A 19,382-nucleotide genomic window follows, 5' to 3' on the forward strand; every position below is an offset into this window, starting at 1 on the left:
CTCAGGCGCCGCCAGCCCCGCCGCTGCCCGTGCCGCCGGTGCCGCCGGAGCCGCCCGGGCCGCCGTCGAAATCGGGCGCGCGCCGCTCGCGCAGCGAGCTGATCCCCTCGCGCACGTCGGGCCCGGAGAAACCCATGAATTCGAGCGCCAGCGAGGTATCGAAGCTCGGCCCGGCCAGGCGCAGCCAGTTGTTGAGCGCGTACTTGGTCCAGCGGATCGCGCTTTGCGAACCGCGCGCGAGCCGCTCGGCCAGCTCGAAGGCCTTCGGCAGCAGCTCGGCCTCGTCCACCGCCAGCGAGACCAGGCCGATGCGCTCGGCTTCCTCGCCGCTGACCGGCTCGCACAGCAGCAGGTGGTACTTGGCCTTGGCCATGCCGCACAAGAGCGGCCAGACGATCGCCGCGTGATCGCCGGCGGCCACCCCCAGCCGCGTATGGCCGTCGATGATGCGCGCCGTGTTGGCGGCGATCGAGACGTCGGCCAGCAAGCCCGCCACCAGCCCCGCGCCGACCGCCGGCCCGTGCATCGCCGAGACCACCGGCTTGCCGCAGTTGACGAGGTTGTAGACCAGGTCGCGCGCCTCGTGCCAGACCCGCGTGCGCACCTCGAAATCGTCGGCCATCTGCTCGACCAGGCCGAGATCGCCGCCGGCCGAGAAACCCTTGCCCTCGCCGCGGATCAGCGCCACGCGCACCTCGGGATCGCGGTCGAGGTCGCGCCAGATCTCGGCCAGCTCGCGATGCATGCGCGCGTCGGCGGTGGCCAGGTTGCTGCGGTTGGCGCCCGCGCCGCTCATCACGATCTCGAGGATGCCGTGCGGATGGCGCGCGAGGCGCAGCGACTGGTAGCCGGCATAGGCTTCCAGCCCGGCGGATTCACGCTCACTCATGTCTGTCTCCTGGTTCTTCTCGTGATGATCGGGGCAAACCGGCAGGCGGCCGGCCCGCCGCGCGTTCAGGCCTGCCCGTCGAGCGGCGACACCGCCTGCTCGATCGCGCCGAAGATCGACTTGCCGGCCGCGTCGAGCATCTCGATCCTGACGCGATCGCCGTAGCGCATGAACTCGGTGCGCGGCGCGCCGTGCTCGATGGTCTCTAGGCAGCGCTTCTCGGCGATGCAGCTGTAGCCGCGCCCGGCATCGCGGTTCGACACCGTGCCCGAGCCGACGATGGTGCCGGCGCGCAGGTTGCGCGTCTTCGCCGCGTGCGCGATCAACTGACCGAAATGGAAATTCATGTCGACGCCGGCCTCGGCCTGGCCCACCCGCTTGCCGTTCCAGCTCACCAGCAGCGGCCGCTCCAGGCGCCCGCCGCGCCAGTGCTCGCCGAGCTCGTCGGGCGTCACCGCCAGCGGCGAGAAGGCCGTCGCGGGCTTGCCCTGGAAGAAGCCGAAGCCCTTCGAGAGCTCGGCCGGGATCAGGTTGCGCAGCGACACGTCGTTGACCAGCATCACCAGCCGCACGGCGCGCAGCGCCTCGTCGGCGCTCGCGCCCATCGGCACGTCGCCCGTCACCACCGCCACCTCGGCCTCGAAATCGATGCCCCAGTCCTCCGAGGCGCAGACGATGTCGTCCTGCGGGCCGAGGAAATCGTCGCTGCCGCCCTGGTACATCAGCGGATCGCTGAGGAACTCGGGGGGCATCTCGGCGCCGCGCGCGCGGCGTACCAGCTCGACGTGGTTGAGGTAGGCCGAGCCGTCCGCCCATTGGTAGGCGCGCGGCAGCGGCGCCATGCAGTCGGCGGCCGAGAAGGCGAAGGCGCGGCGCGCGCGGCCGTGGTTGAGCGCATCGTAGAGCTCGCGAAGCTGCGGTGCGTGGAACGCCCAGTCGTCGAGCGCGCGCTGCAGCGTCGGCGCGACCGTCTCGGCGATCGCGGCCGTCTGCAGGTCGCGCGACACCACGATCAGTTGGCCGTCGCGCGTGCCGTCCTTCAGCGAAGCAAGTTTCATGGAGGGGAAGTCCGTGTAGTGACGATGGAGGGAAACTATTTTACGATGGTGAATCCGCGCGGCGAAGCCCGTGCCGCCCAGGGCGACGGCGCCGCCCGGGCCGCTTCACCGCCGCGCCCGGCCGCGCCTGCCTCGCGGCGAACCGCGCCGCCTCGCCCGCCACCTTCCTATCGCATTCCATCCATGGTCAACACCGACGATCTCGCCGACCACCTCGCCGACGACAGCGCCGAGGAAAAGGTCCGCTCCGGCATCCAGTCGATCGAGGTCGGCTTCCGCCTGCTGGAGGTGCTCACCGCCGAGCCGCGCGCGATGATGCTGCGCGATCTCGCCCAGCGCGCGCAGATGAGCCCGGCCAAGGCGCACCGCTACCTGGTCAGCTTCCAGCGGCTCGGCGTGGTGGCGCAGGACCCCGTCTCGGGCCGCTACGAGCTGGGCGGCTTCGCGCTGCAGATGGGCCTGGCCCGGCTGGCCCGCGTCGACGGCGTGAAGCTCGCGCGGCTCGCGCTGTCGGCGCTGCGCGACGAGCTCGACCTCACGCTCGGCATCGCCGTGTGGGGCAACCAGGGGCCGACCGTGGTGCACTGGATGGAATCGAGCCATCCCGCCAAGGCCTCGCTCAAGCTCGGCGACGTGATGCCCCTGCTCGGCTCGGCCACCGGCCTGCTGTTCGCCGCCTACCTGCCGCGCGGCAAGACCGCCGCGATGCTCGAGCGCGAGCTGGCCGACGCGCGCCGCGGGCCGCCGCGCGACGGCCCGCGCACGCCGGCCGAGGTGGAGGCGCGGCTCGCCGAGGTGCGCGAGCACCAGGCGGCACGCGTCGAGGGCATGCTGCTGCCGAGCATCCACGCCTTCTGCATGCCGGTGTTCGATGCGCTCGGCGAACTCTCGCTGGGGCTAATCGCGCTGGGCCACGAGGGCAGCTTCGACGTGTCCTGGGGCGGCGAGATCGACCTCGCGCTGCGCGCCGTGGCACGCAAGCTGTCCTACGAAATCGGCTACAGTGCCGATCCGCGCGAGGCCTGAAACCGGAGCCCCGAACGCCGCGCGCGAACGTTCGGCGCGCGATCGGGTCGGACGGGCTGGGCGGTGCCGCCGCGCCTGTCGCGCCGGCGGGCCGGATGCGAACCGGCGTGCATCCACGCGAAGCGCGAGCCTCATGGCCGGAACGCGGCTTGCTGCTTCCTTGCTGCTTCTCGCCTTCACCGGCCCGCGTGCCCGGGATCCGGCGGCCGACGAGCCGGTACGTGCCGCCTCGCGCCGAACCCGCCACCGGCATCGCCCGCCGATGATTCAGCCCATCGCCCCCGAACGCCCTGAACACACCGAACCAGCCTCGCTCGATGCCCTCGCCCCTGCCGCCCGAATCGTCCCGCCTCTCGCCGCGCCGCTGGCTGCGCGCGGGGCTGACGCTCGCGCTGGTGCTGGTGCTGCACCTGATCGCCGGCCTGTGGTTCGCGGGATATCGCGCGCCGGCCAATCCCGATGCGCGCGACGACACGCCGGTACAGGTCGAGCTGCTCAAGCCGCAGCCGATCGAGCGCGCGCCCGCGCCGGCCGCGCCGGCACCGAAACCCGCGCCGAAGCCGGTGCCCAGGCCGGCCGCCAAACCCGCTCCGGCCGCGCCGCGCAACCAGGCGCCGGTGCTGGCCAGCACCGCGCCCTCGGCGCCGGCCACCGCGCCGCCGGACGCCGGGCAGGCAGCCGGGGCCGGCACGGGCCAGGGCAGCGCCGCCGCGAGCGCGACGGCCAGCGCGGCCGTGCCCGCCTCGGCCGCCGCCAGCGGCGTGAAGTTCATCGCGCCGCCCTCGGGCGACCTGCGCTACGGCGCCTACTTCAACGGCAACCTGAACGGCACCGCGACCATCCACTGGACCACCGAGGGCGATCGCTACCGCCTGCTGATCGAGATCCCGGTGCCCTTCGTCGGCCCCTTCGTCTACGAGAGCCTGGGCCGCATCGACGCCTACGGCATCGCGCCCGACCGCTACACCGAGCAGCGCGGCCGCAAGCCCGCCGACATCGCGATCTTCAATCGACAGACGAAACAGGTGGTGTTCACCAGGACGCCGAACTCGCTGCCGCTGACCGACGGCATGCAGGACCGCTTCAGCCTGCTGATGCAGTTGTCGGGCCTGGTGCACGGCGCGCCCGACGTCTATCGCCCCGGCATCGCGCGCGAATTCCGGATCATCGACAACAACAGCGGCGAGACCTGGCCGATCGTCACGATCGGCGACGAGACGATACGCACCGCCACCAGCTCGCTGGAAACCCGCCACTTCCGCCGCCTGCCGCGCCGCGAGGGCGACACGCGGCGCATCGACATCTGGCTCGCGCCCTCGCTGGACTGGCTGCCGGTGCGCCTGGTGCAGACCGAGCCGAATGGTTCGGAGATCGAATTGCTGTGGCAGGGACGCGGCGCACCGAGCCGCGGGATCGGGTATGACGAATCGGCCGCGATGGATGCGCACGCAAGCATCGCGCCCACCGCGTCGGCGCCGGCCCCTGCCTCGACCGCTGCCCCGGCAGCCGGCGCGAGCGGCGCGGGCGCGGCTTCCGCGCCGGTATCGTCGGACGGCATGCCGGCCGCCCCGGCAGCCGAAGCCGCGAGCCCCGTCGCATCGGCACCACAAGCGGCCTCGCCAGCACGGTAATTTCGACCGATTTCGCGACTGTTTCCCTGCTGTCACCAGGGGCTGCACACAAGCCGGTAAACTTGCGTCACAGTGTTGACAATGTTTGACAACCCTGCCCGTGCACCGGAGGAAAATCGGAAACGTTTCATCGATATCGGTCTCTAACCGATGCGCCCTGATCCACGTGGGCGTGCAGCGCCAACCCCTTGAAACCGGCCAGGCCCGCCCCACCTTCGGAGCATTCGGCCTGACAGCCACAGCAAAGAGGAGTGCCGCCATGCAAATGATCTACAACAGCCCCAACTACTGCGTCGTCGAGTTCGCCCCGCAGGTCGGCCATCACGCAATGAATTCCGGTGGCTACGAAATCGTGGACAAGAATGCGCAGCGCGAGATCTTCATCGATGGCGAACTGGCCGAGCGTTTCCGCGAGCACGTCAAGCAGCTGATCGAGGACGAGCCCTCGCTGGACGAGGTGGACGAATTCCTCGGTCAATTCGACAGCCTGATGACGCAACCGGTGGTCCTGCACTGATCCGCCCGTCGCGCGCCGCCTGCCCCAGGATGGTGCGCGACAGCTGGCAGGCCGGCCCGGTGCCGGCCCGCTTCCTCCCCGGCATTTCCTGATCGAACCCCCGCCCGGCCTGCCGTGCGGGGGTTTTCAATGACAAATCGCGCGCGCGCCGGGTAGCCCGGCGCGGCATGCCGGCACCCGCTACAATGGCGTTTTCCCCGATCCGCCGTCCGTCCGCCATGCCGACCTCCCTGCCCGCCCGCTCCGCCCCCGCCGCGTCCTACACGCGCGGCGCCGACCTGCCCGCGCTGCTGGCGCGCCGGATCCTGATCCTCGACGGCGCGATGGGCACCATGATCCAGCAGTACAAGTTCGACGAGGCCGCCTATCGCGGCGAGCGCTTCGCCGACTTCGGACGCGACATCAAGGGCAACAACGAGCTGCTGTCGATCACGCAGCCGGCCACCATCCGCGAGATCCACGACCAGTACTTCGCGGCCGGCGCCGACATCGTCGAGACCAACACCTTCGGCGCCACCACCATCGCCCAGGCCGACTACGAGATGGAGCACCTGGTGGTCGAGATGAACGTCGAGTCGGCGCGTCTGGCGCGCGAATCGGCGCTCAAGTACTCGACGCCGGACAAGCCGCGCTTCGTGGCCGGCGCGATCGGGCCGACCCCGAAGACGGCCAGCATCTCGCCCGACGTGAACGATCCCGGCGCGCGCAACGTCACCTACGACGAGCTGCGCGACGCCTACTACCAGCAGGCCAAGGCCCTGCTCGACGGCGGCGTCGACCTGTTCCTGGTCGAGACCATCTTCGACACGCTCAACGCCAAGGCCGCGCTGTTCGCGCTCGACCAGTTGTTCGAGGACACCGGCGAGAACCTGCCGATCATGATCTCGGGCACCGTCACCGACGCCTCGGGCCGGATCCTCTCGGGCCAGACCGTCGAGGCCTTCTGGAACTCGCTGCGCCACGCCCGGCCGCTCACCTTCGGCCTGAACTGCGCGCTCGGCGCGGCGCTGATGCGCCCGTACATCGCCGAGCTGGCCAAGCTCTGCGATACCTACGTGTCCTGCTACCCGAACGCCGGCCTGCCGAACCCGATGGCCGAAACCGGCTTCGACGAGACCCCCGACGTGACCTCGAGCCTGCTCAAGGAATTCGCCCAGGCCGGCCTGGTGAACCTGGCCGGCGGCTGCTGCGGCACCACGCCCGCGCACATCGCCGAGATCGCCCGCGCGCTGGCCGAGGTCAAGCCGCGCCGCTGGCCCTCGCAGTACAGCGAAGCCGCCTGAGCCCCGAGCCGCCCGCCGCATCCGTCGCGCCGCCCCCCAAACCGATACGCATCCGCCCCGCCATGACCGATCACACCATGCGCCTGTCCGGCCTCGAGCCGTTCAACGTCACCGAAGGCACCCTGTTCATCAACGTCGGCGAACGTACCAACGTGACCGGCTCGAAGGCCTTCGCGCGAATGATCCTGAACGGCCAGTACGACGAGGCGCTGGCCGTGGCCCGCCAGCAGGTCGAGAACGGCGCGCAGGTGATCGACATCAACATGGACGAGGCGATGCTCGATTCGAAGGCGGCCATGGTCCGCTTCCTGAACCTGATCGCCTCGGAGCCCGACATCGCGCGCGTGCCGATCATGATCGACTCGTCGAAGTGGGAAGTGATCGAGGCGGGCCTCAAGTGCGTGCAGGGCAAGGCGATCGTCAACTCGATCTCGCTCAAGGAAGGCGAGGAGCCGTTCCGCCATCACGCGCGGCTGATCCGCCGCTACGGCGCGGCCGCGGTGGTGATGGCCTTCGACGAGAAGGGCCAGGCCGATACCTTCGAGCGCAAGACCGAGATCTGCACCCGCTCCTACAAGTTCCTGGTCGAGGAATGCGATTTCCCGCCCGAGGACATCATCTTCGATCCGAACATCTTCGCGGTGGCCACCGGCATCGAGGAGCACAACAACTACGCGGTCGACTTCATCGAGGCGACCCGCTGGATCAAGCAGAACCTGCCGCACGCGAAGATCAGCGGCGGCGTGTCGAACGTGTCCTTCTCGTTCCGCGGCAACGACCCGGTGCGCGAGGCGATCCACACCGTGTTCCTGTATCACGCGATCCAGGCCGGCATGGACATGGGCATCGTCAACGCCGGCCAGCTCGGCGTGTATGCCGACCTGGACGCCGAGCTGCGCGAGCGCGTCGAGGACGTGATCCTGAACCGCCGCGAGGATTCCACCGACCGGCTGCTGGAAGTGGCCGACAAGTTCAAGACCGGCGCGGCCAAGAAGGAAGAGAACCTCGAATGGCGCAACCAGCCGGTCGAGAAGCGCCTGGCCCACGCGCTGGTGCACGGCATCACCAACTTCATCGTCGAGGACACCGAGGAAGCGCGCGCGGCGATCGACGCCGCGGGCGGGCGCCCGATCAACGTGATCGAAGGCCCGCTGATGGACGGCATGAACGTGGTCGGCGACCTGTTCGGCCAGGGCAAGATGTTCCTGCCGCAGGTGGTGAAGTCGGCGCGCGTGATGAAGCAGGCGGTGGCCCACCTGATCCCCTTCATCGAGGAGGAGAAGCGCCGCCTGGCCGAGGCCGGCGGCGACGTGCGCGCCAAGGGCAAGATCGTGATCGCCACCGTCAAGGGCGACGTGCACGACATCGGCAAGAACATCGTGTCGGTGGTGCTCCAGTGCAACAACTTCGAGGTCGTCAACATGGGCGTGATGGTGCCCTGCAACGAGATCCTCGCCAAGGCGAAGGTCGAGGGCGCCGACATCATCGGCCTTTCCGGCCTGATCACGCCGAGCCTGGAGGAGATGGCCTACGTCGCCTCGGAAATGCAGCGCGACGACTATTTCCGCGTCAAGAAGATCCCGCTGCTGATCGGCGGCGCGACCACCTCGCGCGTGCACACCGCGGTGAAGATCGCCCCGCACTACGAAGGCCCGGTGGTCTACGTGCCGGACGCCTCGCGTTCGGTGTCGGTGGCCTCCAGCCTGCTCTCGGACGAGGGCGCCACGCGCTATCTCGACGACCTGAAGAGCGAATACGACCGGATCCGCGACCAGCACGCCAACAAGAAGAAGACGCCGATGGTCACGCTGGCCGCCGCGCGCGCCAACAAGACGCCGATCGACTGGAGCGGCTACCAGCCGGTCAAGCCGAAGTTCATCGGCCGCCGCGTGTTCAAGAACTACGACCTGACCGAGCTGGCCCAGTACATCGACTGGGGCCCGTTCTTCCAGACCTGGGACCTGGCCGGCCCCTACCCGGCGATCCTCAACGACGAGATCGTCGGCGAATCGGCGCGGCGCGTGTTCTCGGACGCGAAGTCGATGCTCTCGCGCCTGATCCAGGGCCGCTGGCTGAGCGCCAACGGCGTGCTCTCGCTGCTGCCCGCCAACACCGTGGGCGACGACGACATCGAGATCTACACCGACGACACGCGCACCGAGGTGGCGATGCGCTGGAGCAACCTGCGCCAGCAGAGCGAGCGCCCGGTGGTGGACGGCGTGATGCGGCCGAACCGCTCGCTGGCCGACTTCATCGCGCCCAAGGATTCGGGCGTGGCCGACTACATCGGCCTGTTCGCGGTCACCGCGGGCCTGGGCGTGGACGCCAAGGAGAAGCAGTTCGAGGCCGACCACGACGACTACAGCGCGATCATGCTCAAGGCCCTGGCCGACCGCTTCGCGGAAGCCTTCGCCGAGGCCATGCACGCGCGCGTGCGGCGCGAACTGTGGGGCTACGCGGCCGGCGAGACGCTCGACAACGAGGCGCTGATCGCCGAGAAGTATCGCGGCATCCGCCCGGCGCCGGGTTACCCGGCCTGCCCGGACCACCTCGTCAAGCGCGCCATGTTCGACGTGCTGCGCGCCGAGGAGATCGGCATGAGCGTGACCGAGTCGCTGGCGATGCTGCCGGCCGCGAGCGTCTCGGGCTTCTACCTGGCGCACCCCGACAGCACCTATTTCTCGGTCGGCAAGATCGGCGAGGACCAGGTGGCCGATTTCGCGGTGCGCATGTCGCTGTCGGACGCGGACGCCCGTCGCGCGCTGGCGCCGCTGCTCTGAAGCCGGCTGCTGCGGCGGCTGCAATCCTCTGACGAATCGACGGGCCGCGCGCCCGCCTCACCGCGCCCGCCAAGGCACAAAAAAGCCCGCTTCTCGAAGCGGGCTTTTTGCTGGGCGGCGAGGCCGCTGCCGGGGCTCAGAACCCCCAGTGGACGTCGGCGTTCTGTTCCCTGGCCGCGCGCAGCATGCCGAGGAAGGGGGCCACGCGCTGCGCCACGCTCGGCGCGACCTCGTGGTGGGCGTGGTCGACCTCTTCCTCGTGGAAGTGGCCGCCGTGCTCGGCGCTGGCGCGGCGCGCCTGGTCGGTCACCGCCTCGAGCCGGGCGATCGCGCCGTCCAGCTCCTCGTGGGTGATGACACCGCGCTCGCCCAGCGGCTTGCCGACGATGCCCAGCACATACACCGCGAAATCCTTCAGCACGTCGAGGTCCTGTGCCGCCTTGCTCTTGAACGTAATCATGATCGCAATTTCCTTTCAGCTTGTTGTGCGTACCGGCGCCGGGGCCGGCTGGCGCGCTTGAGTTGGGGTCGCGCCGACGCTTTGCGTCTGAGCGGCAGTTTAGCACCTGTTAAAATTCAGCGATTCCTGAAACGCGCGCCCCGGCGCGCCGCCGGAGCCGCCCGCCCGGGCTGCCGGCAACCACCATTCCCGACAGCATGCTGCCCGCTCAAAAACACATACTCGAAACCCTGCTCGCCGACAGCGTGAAGCAGGTCGTCCAGGCCCTGAAGGGCGAATCCGAGGCCGGTTTCGTCGCGCCGACGATCACCCTGGAGCGCCCCAAGGCGGCCGCCCACGGCGACGTCGCCTGCAACGTCGCGATGCAGCTGGCCAAGCCGCTCGGCACCAACCCGCGCCAGCTGGCCGAGAGGATCGTGGCGGCCGTGACGGCCCATCCGTCGGCGGCCGGGCTGGTCGAGGCCGCCGAGATCGCCGGCCCCGGCTTCATCAACCTGCGCCTCACCGCGGCCGCCAAGCAGGCCGTGATCGGCGCGGTGTTCGCCGAGCGCGAGGCCTTCGGCCGCTCCGCGCACGAGGCCGGGCGCCGCGTGCTGCTCGAGTTCGTCTCGGCCAACCCGACCGGCCCGCTGCACGTCGGCCACGGCCGCCAGGCCGCGCTCGGCGACGTGCTGGCCAACGTGCTGGCCAGCCAGGGCTACGCGGTGCACCGCGAGTTCTACTACAACGACGCCGGCGTGCAGATCGGCAACCTGGCGCTGTCGACCCAGGCGCGCGCGCGCGGCCTCAAGCCCGGTGACGCCGACTGGCCCGAGGCCGCCTACAACGGCGAGTACATCGCCGAGATCGCGCGCGACTACCTGGCCGGCGCCACGGTCTCGGCCAGCGACGGCGAGCCCGTCACCGGCAAGGGCGACATCGAGGACATCGAGGCGATCCGCAAGTTCGCGGTCGCCTACCTGCGCCGCGAGCAGGACATCGACCTGAAGGCCTTCGGCGTGCGCTTCGACCAGTACTACCTGGAATCCTCGCTGTACCAGGAAGGCCGCGTCGAGAGCACGGTGCAGGCCCTGGTCGACGCCGGCATGACCTACGAGCAGGAAGGCGCGCTGTGGCTGCGCACCACCGACGAGGGCGACGACAAGGACCGCGTGATGCGCAAGACCGACGGCACCTACACCTACTTCGTGCCCGACGTCGCCTACCACGTGGCCAAGTGGCAGCGCGGCTTCACCAAGGTCATCAACATCCAGGGCTCGGACCACCACGGCACCATCGCGCGCGTGCGCGCCGGCCTGCAGGGCCTGCACATCGGCATCCCGAAGGGCTATCCCGACTACGTGCTGCACAAGATGGTGACGGTGATGCGCGACGGCCAGGAGGTGAAGCTCTCCAAGCGCGCCGGCAGCTACGTGACGGTGCGCGACCTGATCGAATGGTCGGGCGGCGCCACGCCGGACGCGGAGGTCTCGCCCGAGCAGCTCGACGAGGCCATCATCACGCGCGGGCGCGACGCGGTGCGTTTCTTCCTGATTTCTCGCAAGGCCGACACGGAATTCGTGTTCGATATCGATCTCGCGCTGAAGCAGAACGACGAGAATCCGGTCTACTACGTGCAGTACGCGCATGCGCGGATCTGCTCGGTGCTCAACGAGTGGAAGTCGCGCCACGGCGCCGACGAGGCGATCCTGCCGGGCGCGGACCTCTCCCCGCTCGACAGCAAGCCGGCCGCCTCGCTGCTGCAGAAGCTCGCCGAGTACCCCGAGATGCTCACGCACGCGGCCGGCGAACTCGCGCCGCACGCGGTGGCCTTCTACCTGCGCGACCTCGCGGGCGAGTTTCACTCGTTCTACAATGCGGAGCGCGTGCTCGTCGACGACGAGGCGCAACGCACCGCGCGCATCGCGCTGCTGGCCGCGACGCGCCAGGTGCTCGCGAACGGTCTCGCGGTGCTCGGCGTGTCCTCGCCGAGCAAGATGTAAAGCCGCCGGGCCGGGCTCCAGACGGTCGCGCCGCCGCGCGCGACCGTGCCACGAATCCCGTTTCACGACTCTTTTAGCAGGTGACTCAAGCAATGGCACAACCGCGCCGCACGTCGAAACCGTCGAAACAAGCCGGAGGAACCTTTCTTGGCATCGTGCTGGGCCTGATCGTCGGCCTCGCGATCGCCGTGGTGGTCGCGCTCTACATCACGCGCGCGCCCTCGCCGTTCGTCTCGAAGGTCGCCCCGCCGGCCGACAACGGCGCGAGCGGCGCCAGCCAGCCGCAGCAGTTCGACCCGAACCGCGCGCTGCAGGGCAAGACGCCGGGCCAGCCGGTGCCGCAGGCCGCCCAGCCGGCCCCGCCCAATACCGCGCCGGGCCAGGCCGCCAACCAGACCCAGCCGCCGCTGCTGCCCGAGCCGCAGATCGTCGAGGTGCCGGGTTCGAACGGCACGCAGAACAGCAATCCGCAGCCGTCCTCGGACGACAACGGCATCGCCGTGGCGCCCAGGCCCGCCGACAACACGCCGCCTGCGAAGAAGCCGCAAGCCACCGCATCCACGCCTTCCTCGTCGTCCTCGCAGCAGAAGCCGGCCCAGCAGGCCGCCAAGCCGACCTCCTCGGCCCAGGCGGGCAACGCCCCGGCCAAGCCGACTTCCGGCGCGAACCCGGCCGACGCCAACAGCGGCTACTTCCTGCAGGTGGGCGCCTACAAGACCGAGGCCGACGCCGAGCAGCAGCGCGCGCGCCTGGGCTTCCAGGGCTTCGAGTCGAAGGTCTCCAAGCGCGATGTCAGCGGCGTCACGTACTATCGCGTGCGCGTCGGCCCGTTCAACAAGTTCGACGACATGAACTCCGCGCGCCAGCGGCTGTCCGATGCCGGTGTCGACACCGCGGTGATCCGCTTCACGAAACAGTAAGCCGGCCGGCCCGATCCGGTCCCATGCAACCGTTCGAAATCCCAACATGAAAAAACTGTTCAGCACGCTGTTCCTGTCCCTGAGCCTGGCGGCCGGCATCGTGGCGCAGTCCGCCTCGGCCGCGCCGGTGGCCGGCAAGGACTACGAGGTGATGAAGTCGCCGCAGCCGATCTCGGCGCCGGCCGGCAAGGTCGAGGTGATCGAGTTCTTCTGGTACGGCTGCCCGCACTGCTACGAGTTCGAGCCGACGCTCGAGGCCTGGGTCAAGAAGCAGGGCGACAACATCGTCTTCAAGCGCGTGCCGGTCGCCTTCCGCGACGACTTCCTGCCGCACTCGGCGATGTACTACACGCTCAACGCGCTCGGCGTGGCCGAGAAGGACACGCCGGCCGTGTTCAACGCGATCCACAAGCAGAAGAACTACCTGCTCACGCCGCAGGCGCAGGCCGACTTCCTGGCCACGCAAGGCATCGACAAGCAGAAGTACCTGGCCACCTACAACTCGTTCACGGTGCAGGGGCAGGTCAAGCAGTCGGGCGAACTGGCCAAGACCTACGACATCCAGGGCGTGCCGACCATCGTGATCCAGGGCAAGTACAAGTCGGGTCCGTCCTACACGGGCAGCGAGGCAGGCACGCCGCCGGTGCTCGACTGGATCGTCCAGCAGGTCAAGGACAAGAAGCTGTAATCCCCACGCCCGAGGCGCCGGCATGACCGCTCCCCCGAAGGTCTTCATCACCGGCGCCTCGAGCGGCCTGGGCCTCGCGCTCGCCGAGGCCTATGCCCGCCAGGGCGCCACGCTCGGCCTGGTGGCCCGCCGCGGCGAGAGCCTCGCCGAATTCGCGCGGCGCCATCCCGATCTTCCCATCTCGATCCATCCCGCCGACGTGCGCGACGCCGCCGCCCTGCAGGCCGCGGCCGACGCCTTCGTGGCCGCGCACGGCTGGCCCGACGTGGTGATCGCCAATGCCGGCATCAGCAAGGGAGCGATCACCGGCGAAGGCGACCTGGCGGCCTTCCGCGAGATCATGGACGTCAACTACTACGGCATGGTGGCCAGCTTCGAGCCCTTCGTGGCGGCCATGAAGGCCGCGCGGCGCGGCACCCTGGTCGGCGTGGCGAGCGTGGCCGGCGTGCGCGGCCTGCCCGGCTCGGGCGCCTACAGCGCCTCGAAATCGGCGGCGATCAAGTACCTGGAGGCGCTGCGCGTCGAGCTGCGGCCCTCGCGGGTCGGCGTGGTCACCATCGCGCCCGGCTACATCCGCACGCCGATGACCGAGCACAATCCCTATCCGATGCCCTTCCTGATGGATGCGGAGCGCTTCGCCGAGCGCGCGCTGCGCGCCATCGCGGCGCAGGACGCGTTCCGCGTGATTCCCTGGCAGATGGGCCTGGTCGCGAAGATCCTGCATGTCGCGCCGCGCTGGCTCTACGACCGCCTGTTCGAGAAGGCGCCGCGCAAGCCGCGCGCGCCGGGCCCCAAGGCCGAGGGCTGAGGCCCGGCCGGCTCGCGCGCGACCTCGCGACGGCGCCGGCTCCCGGGCGGAAGCCCTGCCGGTCACGCGCGGCTTCGCGACGACGCCCGCTCCGGGGCCGAAGCTCTGCCGGCTCGCGCGACTTCGCGAAGACGCCGGCTCCATCACCGAAGCCCGGCCGATCCCACCTCGCAAGCCCGCGATGGCGCCGGCGCCACGTCGATCCGGGCGCCTTCGCGGCGCCCTTCTCCGCCCCGGCAGGCGCCGCGCCGCGATGGCCGACGCCTTTCTGATACGCGCTCACGCCCGGCGCGCTTTGACGGTATGCTAGTCGACCGATGCCCGGGAGCTGCATGGCCGTCGCCGCCCGGCACGCCGATAACAGACACTGCCACGTGGGAGATCTCATGCGTTTCACGACGTTCGCCGCCGCCGCGCTGATTGCGGCCCCGCTCGCCGCCGCCCCGCTCATCGCTCTGGCCAAGCCGCTCACGGTCTGTACCGAAGCGAGCCCGGACGGCTTCGACGTGGTGCAGTACAACTCGCTCGTCACCACCAACGCCTCGGCCGACGTGATCTTCAACACGCTGGTGTCCTACGACGAGGCGAGCAAGAAGGTGGTGCCCTCGCTGGCCGACAAGTGGGACGTCAGCGCCGACGGCCGCACCGTGACCTTCCACCTGCGCCCGAACGTGGCCTTCCAGACCACCGAGGACTTCAAGCCGACGCGCGCCCTGAACGCCGACGACGTGGTGTTCACCTTCAGCCGCATGCTCGACAACGACAATCCCTGGCACAAGGTGGCCGGCGCGAGCGGCTTCCCGCACGCGCAGTCGATGGGCCTGGTGAAGCTGGTGAAGTCGGTCTCGAAGGTGGACGAGCAGACCGTGAAGTTCGAACTGAACGAGCCGAACGCGACCTTCGTGCCGATCCTGACGATGGGCTTCGCCTCGATCTACTCGGCCGAATACGCGGACCAGCTGCTCAAGGCGGGCCGCCAGCAGGACCTCAACGCCAAGCCGGTCGGCACCGGCCCCTTCGTGCTGAAGAGCTACACCAAGGACGCGCTGATCCGCTACGAGGTGAACCCGAGCTACTGGGGCAGCAAGCCCAAGGTCGACCGCCTGATCTACGCGATCACGCCCGACGCCTCGGTGCGCGCGCAGAAGGTCAAGGCCGGCGAATGCCAGATCGCGCTGTCGCCCAAGCCGCAGGACGTGGCCGCCGCCAAGGCCGACAAGGCGCTGAAGGTGGTCGAGACGCCGGCCTTCATGACCGCCTTCGTCGCGCTCAACACCGAGCACAAGCCGCTCGACAACCCGAAGGTGCGCGAGGCGCTGAACCTCGCCTTCGATCGCGCGACCTACCTGAAGGTGGTGTTCGACAATACCGCGACGCCGGCCGTGAACCCGTATCCGCCCAACACCTGGAGCTACGCGAAGTCGATCTCGGCCTATCCCTACGATCCGGCCAAGGCCAAGCAGTTGCTGGCCCAGGCGGGCTTCCCGAACGGCTTCTCGACCACCATCTGGGTGCGCCCGACGGGCAGCGTGCTGAACCCGAACCCGAAGGCCGGCGCGGAACTGCTGCAGGCCGATTTCGCCAAGATCGGCGTGAAGGCCGAGGTCAAGGTGATCGAGTGGGGCGAGCTGATCAAGCAGGCCAAGCTCGGCCAGCATGACATGCTGTTCATGGGCTGGGCCGGCGACAACGGCGATCCGGACAACTACCTGTCGCCGCTGTTCAGCTGCAATGCGGTGAAGTCGGGCATCAACTTCGCGCGCTACTGCGATCCGCAGCTCGACAAGCTGATCGCCGACGGCAAGGAAACCCCGGACCTGGCCAAGCGCACCAAGGCCTATGAAGCCGCGCAGAAGATCATCCACGACCAGGCGCTGTGGATCCCGCTCGGCTACCCGACCGCCTCGGCGATCACGCGGCCGAACGTGAGCGGTTATCACGTCAGCCCGTTCGGGCGCCAGCACTTCGATACGGTCGCGGTGCAGTAAGCCTTCCCGCCGCTGTCGCGGGCGAGCGACGGATTCCTCCGCCTCGCTTGCCCGCTGTCTCGACCCGGCCCGCGCGCGCGATGCGCCGGGCCGCCTGCCCTCAGCCCCGCGCCGGCCGGAAGCGGAACACGCCCGCTTCGTCCACCTCGCGCCGCAATTCCCCCGCGTGCCAGAGCAGGTGCAGATGCGCGATCGCCTCGCCCAGCGCGAAGGTCAGCTGATGCACGTCCAGCTCGCGGCGGCGGAACATGATCGGCACCACGTCGGCGGCGCTGGCCGGCCGCTCGGCGCAGAGCTGGCGCACCTCGTCGAGCCGCGCCGCATGATGCTCGCGCAACTGCCCGATGCGGGTGCGCACGCCGCGGAACGGCTTGCCGTGCGAGGGCAGCACCAGCGTGTCGGCGGCCATCGGCTCGTAGCGGCCGAGCGAGTCGAGATAGAGCTGGAGCGGGTTCGCCTCCGGCTCGAGGTCGAACACCGAGACATTGGTCGAGATGCGCGGCAGCACCATGTCGCCCGAGATCAGCAGCGCCTCGTCGGCGCAGTGCAGCGCGCAATGTTCGGGAGAATGGCCGAAGCCCGTCACCACCTGCCAGCGGCGCGCGCCGATGGTGAGCGTGTCGCCCTCGCGCAGGCGCCGATAGCGCGCCGGCACGGCGGGCACCAGGTCCGAGTAGTAGCTGTTGCGGTTGCGCAGCTTGTCGAGCTTGGCCTGGTCGGTCAGGCCGTGGCGCGCGAAGTGCTCGGCCGCGGCGGCACCGCCCGCGTTCGAGCCGTTGCCGGCCGCCATCACTTGGCCGAACATGAATTCGCCCAGCGTCATCCACAGCCGCACCTGCCAGCGCCGGCGCTCGCCGCCCTCGCAGATCCAGTTGGCCAGGCCGAGGTGGTCGGGATGGCAATGCGTGACCAGCACGCGCAGCACCGGCAGGCCATCGAGATGCGTGTCGAACACCTGCTCCCAGTGGCGGCGGATCTCGTCCGACGAAATTCCGCAGTCAATCACGGTCCAGCCCGCCTGCCCGTCGATCTCGTCGCGCAGCAGCCACAGGTTGATGTGGTCGAGCGAGAACGGCAGCGGCATGCGCAGCCAGCGCACGCCCGGCGCGACCTCCAGGAACTCGCCCGCGGCGGGCAGGGTGTCGGCGAACGGGTAGTCGAGTTGGTGTTCCAATGCGTTCATGGCGTCTCGTCGGTTCTTCATGGGCCGCCTGGCGCGGCGTGGGGAGCCCTGCGATTCTAGCGCGTGCGCCGCAACATCGTCGGCGCGCCGCGCCGGGCGCGATCGCGCCCCATCGCGCCGTGGCGGCCGTCCCGCCGCATGACGCACCGCGGTACCGCGCGGCGCACGAAAAAAGTTCGTGCCACGTTCACGCCCGAACCGCGCCGCTTGCCGGCAGATGCCCGATTCGTCGCCCTATGTCGCCGAACGTCGGCGATCCGGCCCCGGGCGACGCTCGGCAACCCGCTCGCGAGGGCGCGGTTTCGGCGCGGCGCGGCGGTAAAATAGCGCCTCGCCCCCGCCACGAGCCCGGACGGACCATGCACCACTTCCCCAAACTGCTGTCGTCGCAAATCGGCTTCGATCTCGCCCAGGCCATGCTGGAGCATTTCGATCGCCATTACCGGACCTTCCGGGACGCGGCCGTCGAGGCGAAGGCGCGGTTCGAGGCGGCCGACTGGCACGGCCTGCAGCGGCTCGGGCGCGAGCGCATCACCTCCTACGACGATCGCGTGCGCGAATGCGTGGTCTGCCTGGAAGACGAATACGACGCGGCCGGCCTCGACGACGAGGTCTGGCAGCAGATCAAGCTCCATTACATCGGGCTCCTGACTTCGCACCTGCAGCCCGAATGCGCGGAAACCTTCTTCAATTCGGTGTGCTGCAAGATCCTGCACCGCTCGTATTTCCACAACGACTTCATCTTCGTGCGCCCGGCGATCTCGACCGAGTACCTGGAGAACGCCGCGCCGGCCGCCAAGCCCACCTACCGCGCCTACTACCCGGCGCGCGACGGGCTGCCCGCCACGCTCGAGCGGATCGTCACGAACTTCCAGCTCGGCGTGCCCTTCGAGGATCTCTCTCGCGACACGGCCTGTCTGCTGCAGGCGATCGACGACGAGTTCGGCGCCTTCGACGAGGCCTTCAACTTCCAGATCCACGTGCTGTCCTCGCTGTTCTTCCGCAACAAGGGCGCCTGGATCGTCGGGCGCATCGTCAACGGCGAGCGCACCCTGCCCTTCGCGGTGCCGCTGCGCCATACCGGCGCCGGCACGCTCGCGCTCGACACGGTGCTGCTGCGCCGCGAGCAGCTGCAGGTGATCTTCGGCTTCTCGCATTCCTACTTCCTGGTCGACATGGACGTGCCCTCGGCCTATGTCGAGTTCCTCGGCACGCTGATGCCGGGCAAGCCGAAGGCCGAGATCTACACCTCGCTGGGCCTGCAGAAGCAGGGCAAGAACCTGTTCTATCGCGACCTGCTGCACCATCTCTCGCATTCGAGCGACCGCTTCGTGATCGCGCCCGGCATCAAGGGCATGGTGATGCTGGTGTTCACGCTGCCCTCGTTCCCCTATGTGTTCAAGGCGATCAAGGACCGCTTCCCGCCGCCCAAGGACACCACGCGCGAACGCATCATGGAGAAGTACCAGCTGGTCAAGCGCCACGACCGGCTCGGCCGCATGGCCGACACGCTCGAATACTCGAGCGTCGCGCTGCCGCTGGCGCGGCTCGACGAGACGCTGCTGCGCGAGCTGGAGAAGGAGGCGCCCTCGCTGCTCGAATACGAGGGCGACAGCGTGGTGATCCGGCATCTGTACATCGAGCGCCGCATGACGCCGCTGAACCTGTACCTGCAGCACGGCAGCGACGCCGAGATCGCGCACGGCGTGAAGGAATACGGCAACGCGGTCAAGGAGCTGATCCAGGCCAACATCTTCCCCGGCGACATGCTCTACAAGAATTTCGGCGTGACGCGCCACGGCCGCGTGGTGTTCTACGACTACGACGAGATCGAGTACCTGACCGACTGCCAGGTGCGCCGCGTGCCGCCGCCGCGCAACGAGGAAGATGAAATGTCGGACGAACCCTGGTACCCGGTCGGCCCGCGCGACATCTTTCCCGAAACCTACGGGCCCTTCCTGCTCGGCGATCCGCGCGTGCGCGAGGCCTTCCTCGCGCAGCACCCGGATTTCTTCGAGCCCGCGCTCTGGCAGGACAGCCAGGCGCGCGTGCTGGGCGGCGAGCTGCCCGACTTTTTCCCGTACGACCCGTCCCTGCGCTTTCGCGCGCGCTACCCGGAACGCTACGCGCGGCCCGCCGACGCGCAGCGCGCCGCCTGAGCGCCAGGAC

At 69.3% G+C, this 19,382-nt stretch carries 15 protein-coding genes; 11 read left to right on the forward strand and 4 right to left on the reverse strand.

What is annotated here, in order from left to right; all coding sequences use genetic code 11:
- Nucleotide 1: 1 nt before the first annotated feature.
- Together F3J10_RS14675 and F3J10_RS14680 are read right to left on the reverse strand one after the other, a co-directional pair.
- Entirely contained in the window at nt 2-889 is an 888-nt protein-coding gene (locus tag F3J10_RS14675) for an enoyl-CoA hydratase/isomerase family protein (protein WP_167242376.1), read from the reverse strand.
- A gap of 65 nt (nt 890-954) precedes the next feature.
- Nucleotides 955-1,947 (reverse strand): fumarylacetoacetate hydrolase family protein, encoded by a 993-nt coding sequence (locus F3J10_RS14680; protein ID WP_166916945.1) that lies wholly within the window; start codon nt 1,945-1,947, stop codon nt 955-957.
- A gap of 18 nt (nt 1,948-1,965) precedes the next feature.
- On the opposite strand from F3J10_RS14680, the gene F3J10_RS14685 reads away from it, so the two are divergent.
- The 5 genes from F3J10_RS14685 to metH all read left to right on the forward strand — a co-directional run bounded on the left by F3J10_RS14685 (nt 1,966) and on the right by metH (nt 9,184).
- Nucleotides 1,966-2,973: an IclR family transcriptional regulator gene (locus F3J10_RS14685; protein ID WP_025101448.1), complete on the forward strand. Its 1,008-nt coding sequence runs from the start codon at nt 1,966-1,968 to the stop codon at nt 2,971-2,973.
- Between the two features lie 317 nt (nt 2,974-3,290).
- Complete coding sequence (locus F3J10_RS14690; protein WP_167153363.1) at nt 3,291-4,604, forward strand: DUF3108 domain-containing protein; 1,314 nt, start codon at nt 3,291-3,293, stop codon at nt 4,602-4,604.
- Nucleotides 4,605-4,863: 259 nt separating this feature from the next.
- A complete protein-coding gene (locus tag F3J10_RS14695; protein ID WP_013699526.1) occupies nt 4,864-5,121 on the forward strand; it encodes a DUF3567 domain-containing protein in 258 nt (85 codons plus the stop codon).
- A 218-nt stretch (nt 5,122-5,339) separates the two neighbouring features.
- Nucleotides 5,340-6,404, forward strand: coding sequence for a homocysteine S-methyltransferase family protein (locus F3J10_RS14700; RefSeq protein ID WP_025101450.1), 1,065 nt, complete (start codon nt 5,340-5,342; stop codon nt 6,402-6,404).
- A gap of 62 nt (nt 6,405-6,466) precedes the next feature.
- Entirely contained in the window at nt 6,467-9,184 is a 2,718-nt protein-coding gene (gene metH / locus F3J10_RS14705; protein WP_166912892.1) for a methionine synthase, read from the forward strand.
- A gap of 136 nt (nt 9,185-9,320) precedes the next feature.
- On the opposite strand, the gene F3J10_RS14710 is transcribed toward metH, so the two are convergent.
- Entirely contained in the window at nt 9,321-9,644 is a 324-nt protein-coding gene (locus F3J10_RS14710; protein ID WP_025101452.1) for a DUF1840 domain-containing protein, read from the reverse strand.
- A 197-nt stretch (nt 9,645-9,841) separates the two neighbouring features.
- Here F3J10_RS14710 and argS point away from each other — a divergent pair, with 197 nt between their 5' ends.
- The 5 genes from argS (at nt 9,842) to F3J10_RS14735 (ending at nt 16,030) form a co-directional block, all read left to right on the forward strand.
- Nucleotides 9,842-11,626, forward strand: coding sequence for an arginine--tRNA ligase (argS, locus tag F3J10_RS14715; RefSeq protein ID WP_167242377.1), 1,785 nt, complete (start codon nt 9,842-9,844; stop codon nt 11,624-11,626).
- A gap of 92 nt (nt 11,627-11,718) precedes the next feature.
- Nucleotides 11,719-12,546 carry an SPOR domain-containing protein gene (locus tag F3J10_RS14720; protein WP_167242378.1) on the forward strand — a complete coding sequence of 276 codons (828 nt, stop codon included), beginning with the start codon at nt 11,719-11,721 and terminating at the stop codon, nt 12,544-12,546.
- Between the two features lie 46 nt (nt 12,547-12,592).
- A complete protein-coding gene (locus F3J10_RS14725; protein ID WP_013699532.1) occupies nt 12,593-13,234 on the forward strand; it encodes a thiol:disulfide interchange protein DsbA/DsbL in 642 nt (213 codons plus the stop codon).
- 22 nt (nt 13,235-13,256) lie between these two features.
- Nucleotides 13,257-14,042, forward strand: a complete 786-nt coding sequence (locus F3J10_RS14730; RefSeq protein ID WP_025101455.1) for an SDR family oxidoreductase — start codon at nt 13,257-13,259, stop codon at nt 14,040-14,042.
- A gap of 386 nt (nt 14,043-14,428) precedes the next feature.
- Nucleotides 14,429-16,030: an ABC transporter substrate-binding protein gene (locus tag F3J10_RS14735; protein ID WP_025101456.1), complete on the forward strand. Its 1,602-nt coding sequence runs from the start codon at nt 14,429-14,431 to the stop codon at nt 16,028-16,030.
- Between the two features lie 100 nt (nt 16,031-16,130).
- Here F3J10_RS14735 and F3J10_RS14740 read toward each other — a convergent pair whose 3' ends face one another.
- Nucleotides 16,131-17,213, reverse strand: coding sequence for an MBL fold metallo-hydrolase (locus F3J10_RS14740; protein ID WP_025101457.1), 1,083 nt, complete (start codon nt 17,211-17,213; stop codon nt 16,131-16,133).
- A 359-nt stretch (nt 17,214-17,572) separates the two neighbouring features.
- Between F3J10_RS14740 and aceK the strand changes: the two genes are divergently transcribed.
- Nucleotides 17,573-19,372, forward strand: coding sequence for a bifunctional isocitrate dehydrogenase kinase/phosphatase (gene aceK, locus F3J10_RS14745; RefSeq protein ID WP_167242379.1), 1,800 nt, complete (start codon nt 17,573-17,575; stop codon nt 19,370-19,372).
- Nucleotides 19,373-19,382: the final 10 nt, after the last annotated feature.

Origin of the sequence: Burkholderia sp. Cy-637, from assembly GCF_011753175.1 — a bacterium.
Lineage (GTDB): Bacteria > Pseudomonadota > Gammaproteobacteria > Burkholderiales > Burkholderiaceae > Burkholderia > Burkholderia gladioli.

Bases quoted from the DNA above. Each gene is read 5' to 3' on its own strand.
- F3J10_RS14690 (WP_167153363.1), top strand. From the start codon at position 3,291: ATGCCCTCGCCCCTGCCGCCCGAATCGTCCCGCCTCTCGCCGCGCCGC.
- F3J10_RS14720 (WP_167242378.1), top strand. From the start codon at position 11,719: ATGGCACAACCGCGCCGCACGTCGAAACCGTCGAAACAAGCCGGAGGA.
- F3J10_RS14700 (WP_025101450.1), top strand. From the start codon at position 5,340: ATGCCGACCTCCCTGCCCGCCCGCTCCGCCCCCGCCGCGTCCTACACG.
- aceK (WP_167242379.1), top strand. From the start codon at position 17,573: ATGCACCACTTCCCCAAACTGCTGTCGTCGCAAATCGGCTTCGATCTC.
- metH (WP_166912892.1), top strand. From the start codon at position 6,467: ATGACCGATCACACCATGCGCCTGTCCGGCCTCGAGCCGTTCAACGTC.
- F3J10_RS14730 (WP_025101455.1), top strand. From the start codon at position 13,257: ATGACCGCTCCCCCGAAGGTCTTCATCACCGGCGCCTCGAGCGGCCTG.
- F3J10_RS14735 (WP_025101456.1), top strand. From the start codon at position 14,429: ATGCGTTTCACGACGTTCGCCGCCGCCGCGCTGATTGCGGCCCCGCTC.
- F3J10_RS14675 (WP_167242376.1), bottom strand. From the start codon at position 889: ATGAGTGAGCGTGAATCCGCCGGGCTGGAAGCCTATGCCGGCTACCAG.
- F3J10_RS14710 (WP_025101452.1), bottom strand. From the start codon at position 9,644: ATGATTACGTTCAAGAGCAAGGCGGCACAGGACCTCGACGTGCTGAAG.
- argS (WP_167242377.1), top strand. From the start codon at position 9,842: ATGCTGCCCGCTCAAAAACACATACTCGAAACCCTGCTCGCCGACAGC.
- F3J10_RS14740 (WP_025101457.1), bottom strand. From the start codon at position 17,213: ATGAACGCATTGGAACACCAACTCGACTACCCGTTCGCCGACACCCTG.
- F3J10_RS14725 (WP_013699532.1), top strand. From the start codon at position 12,593: ATGAAAAAACTGTTCAGCACGCTGTTCCTGTCCCTGAGCCTGGCGGCC.
- F3J10_RS14680 (WP_166916945.1), bottom strand. From the start codon at position 1,947: ATGAAACTTGCTTCGCTGAAGGACGGCACGCGCGACGGCCAACTGATC.
- F3J10_RS14695 (WP_013699526.1), top strand. From the start codon at position 4,864: ATGCAAATGATCTACAACAGCCCCAACTACTGCGTCGTCGAGTTCGCC.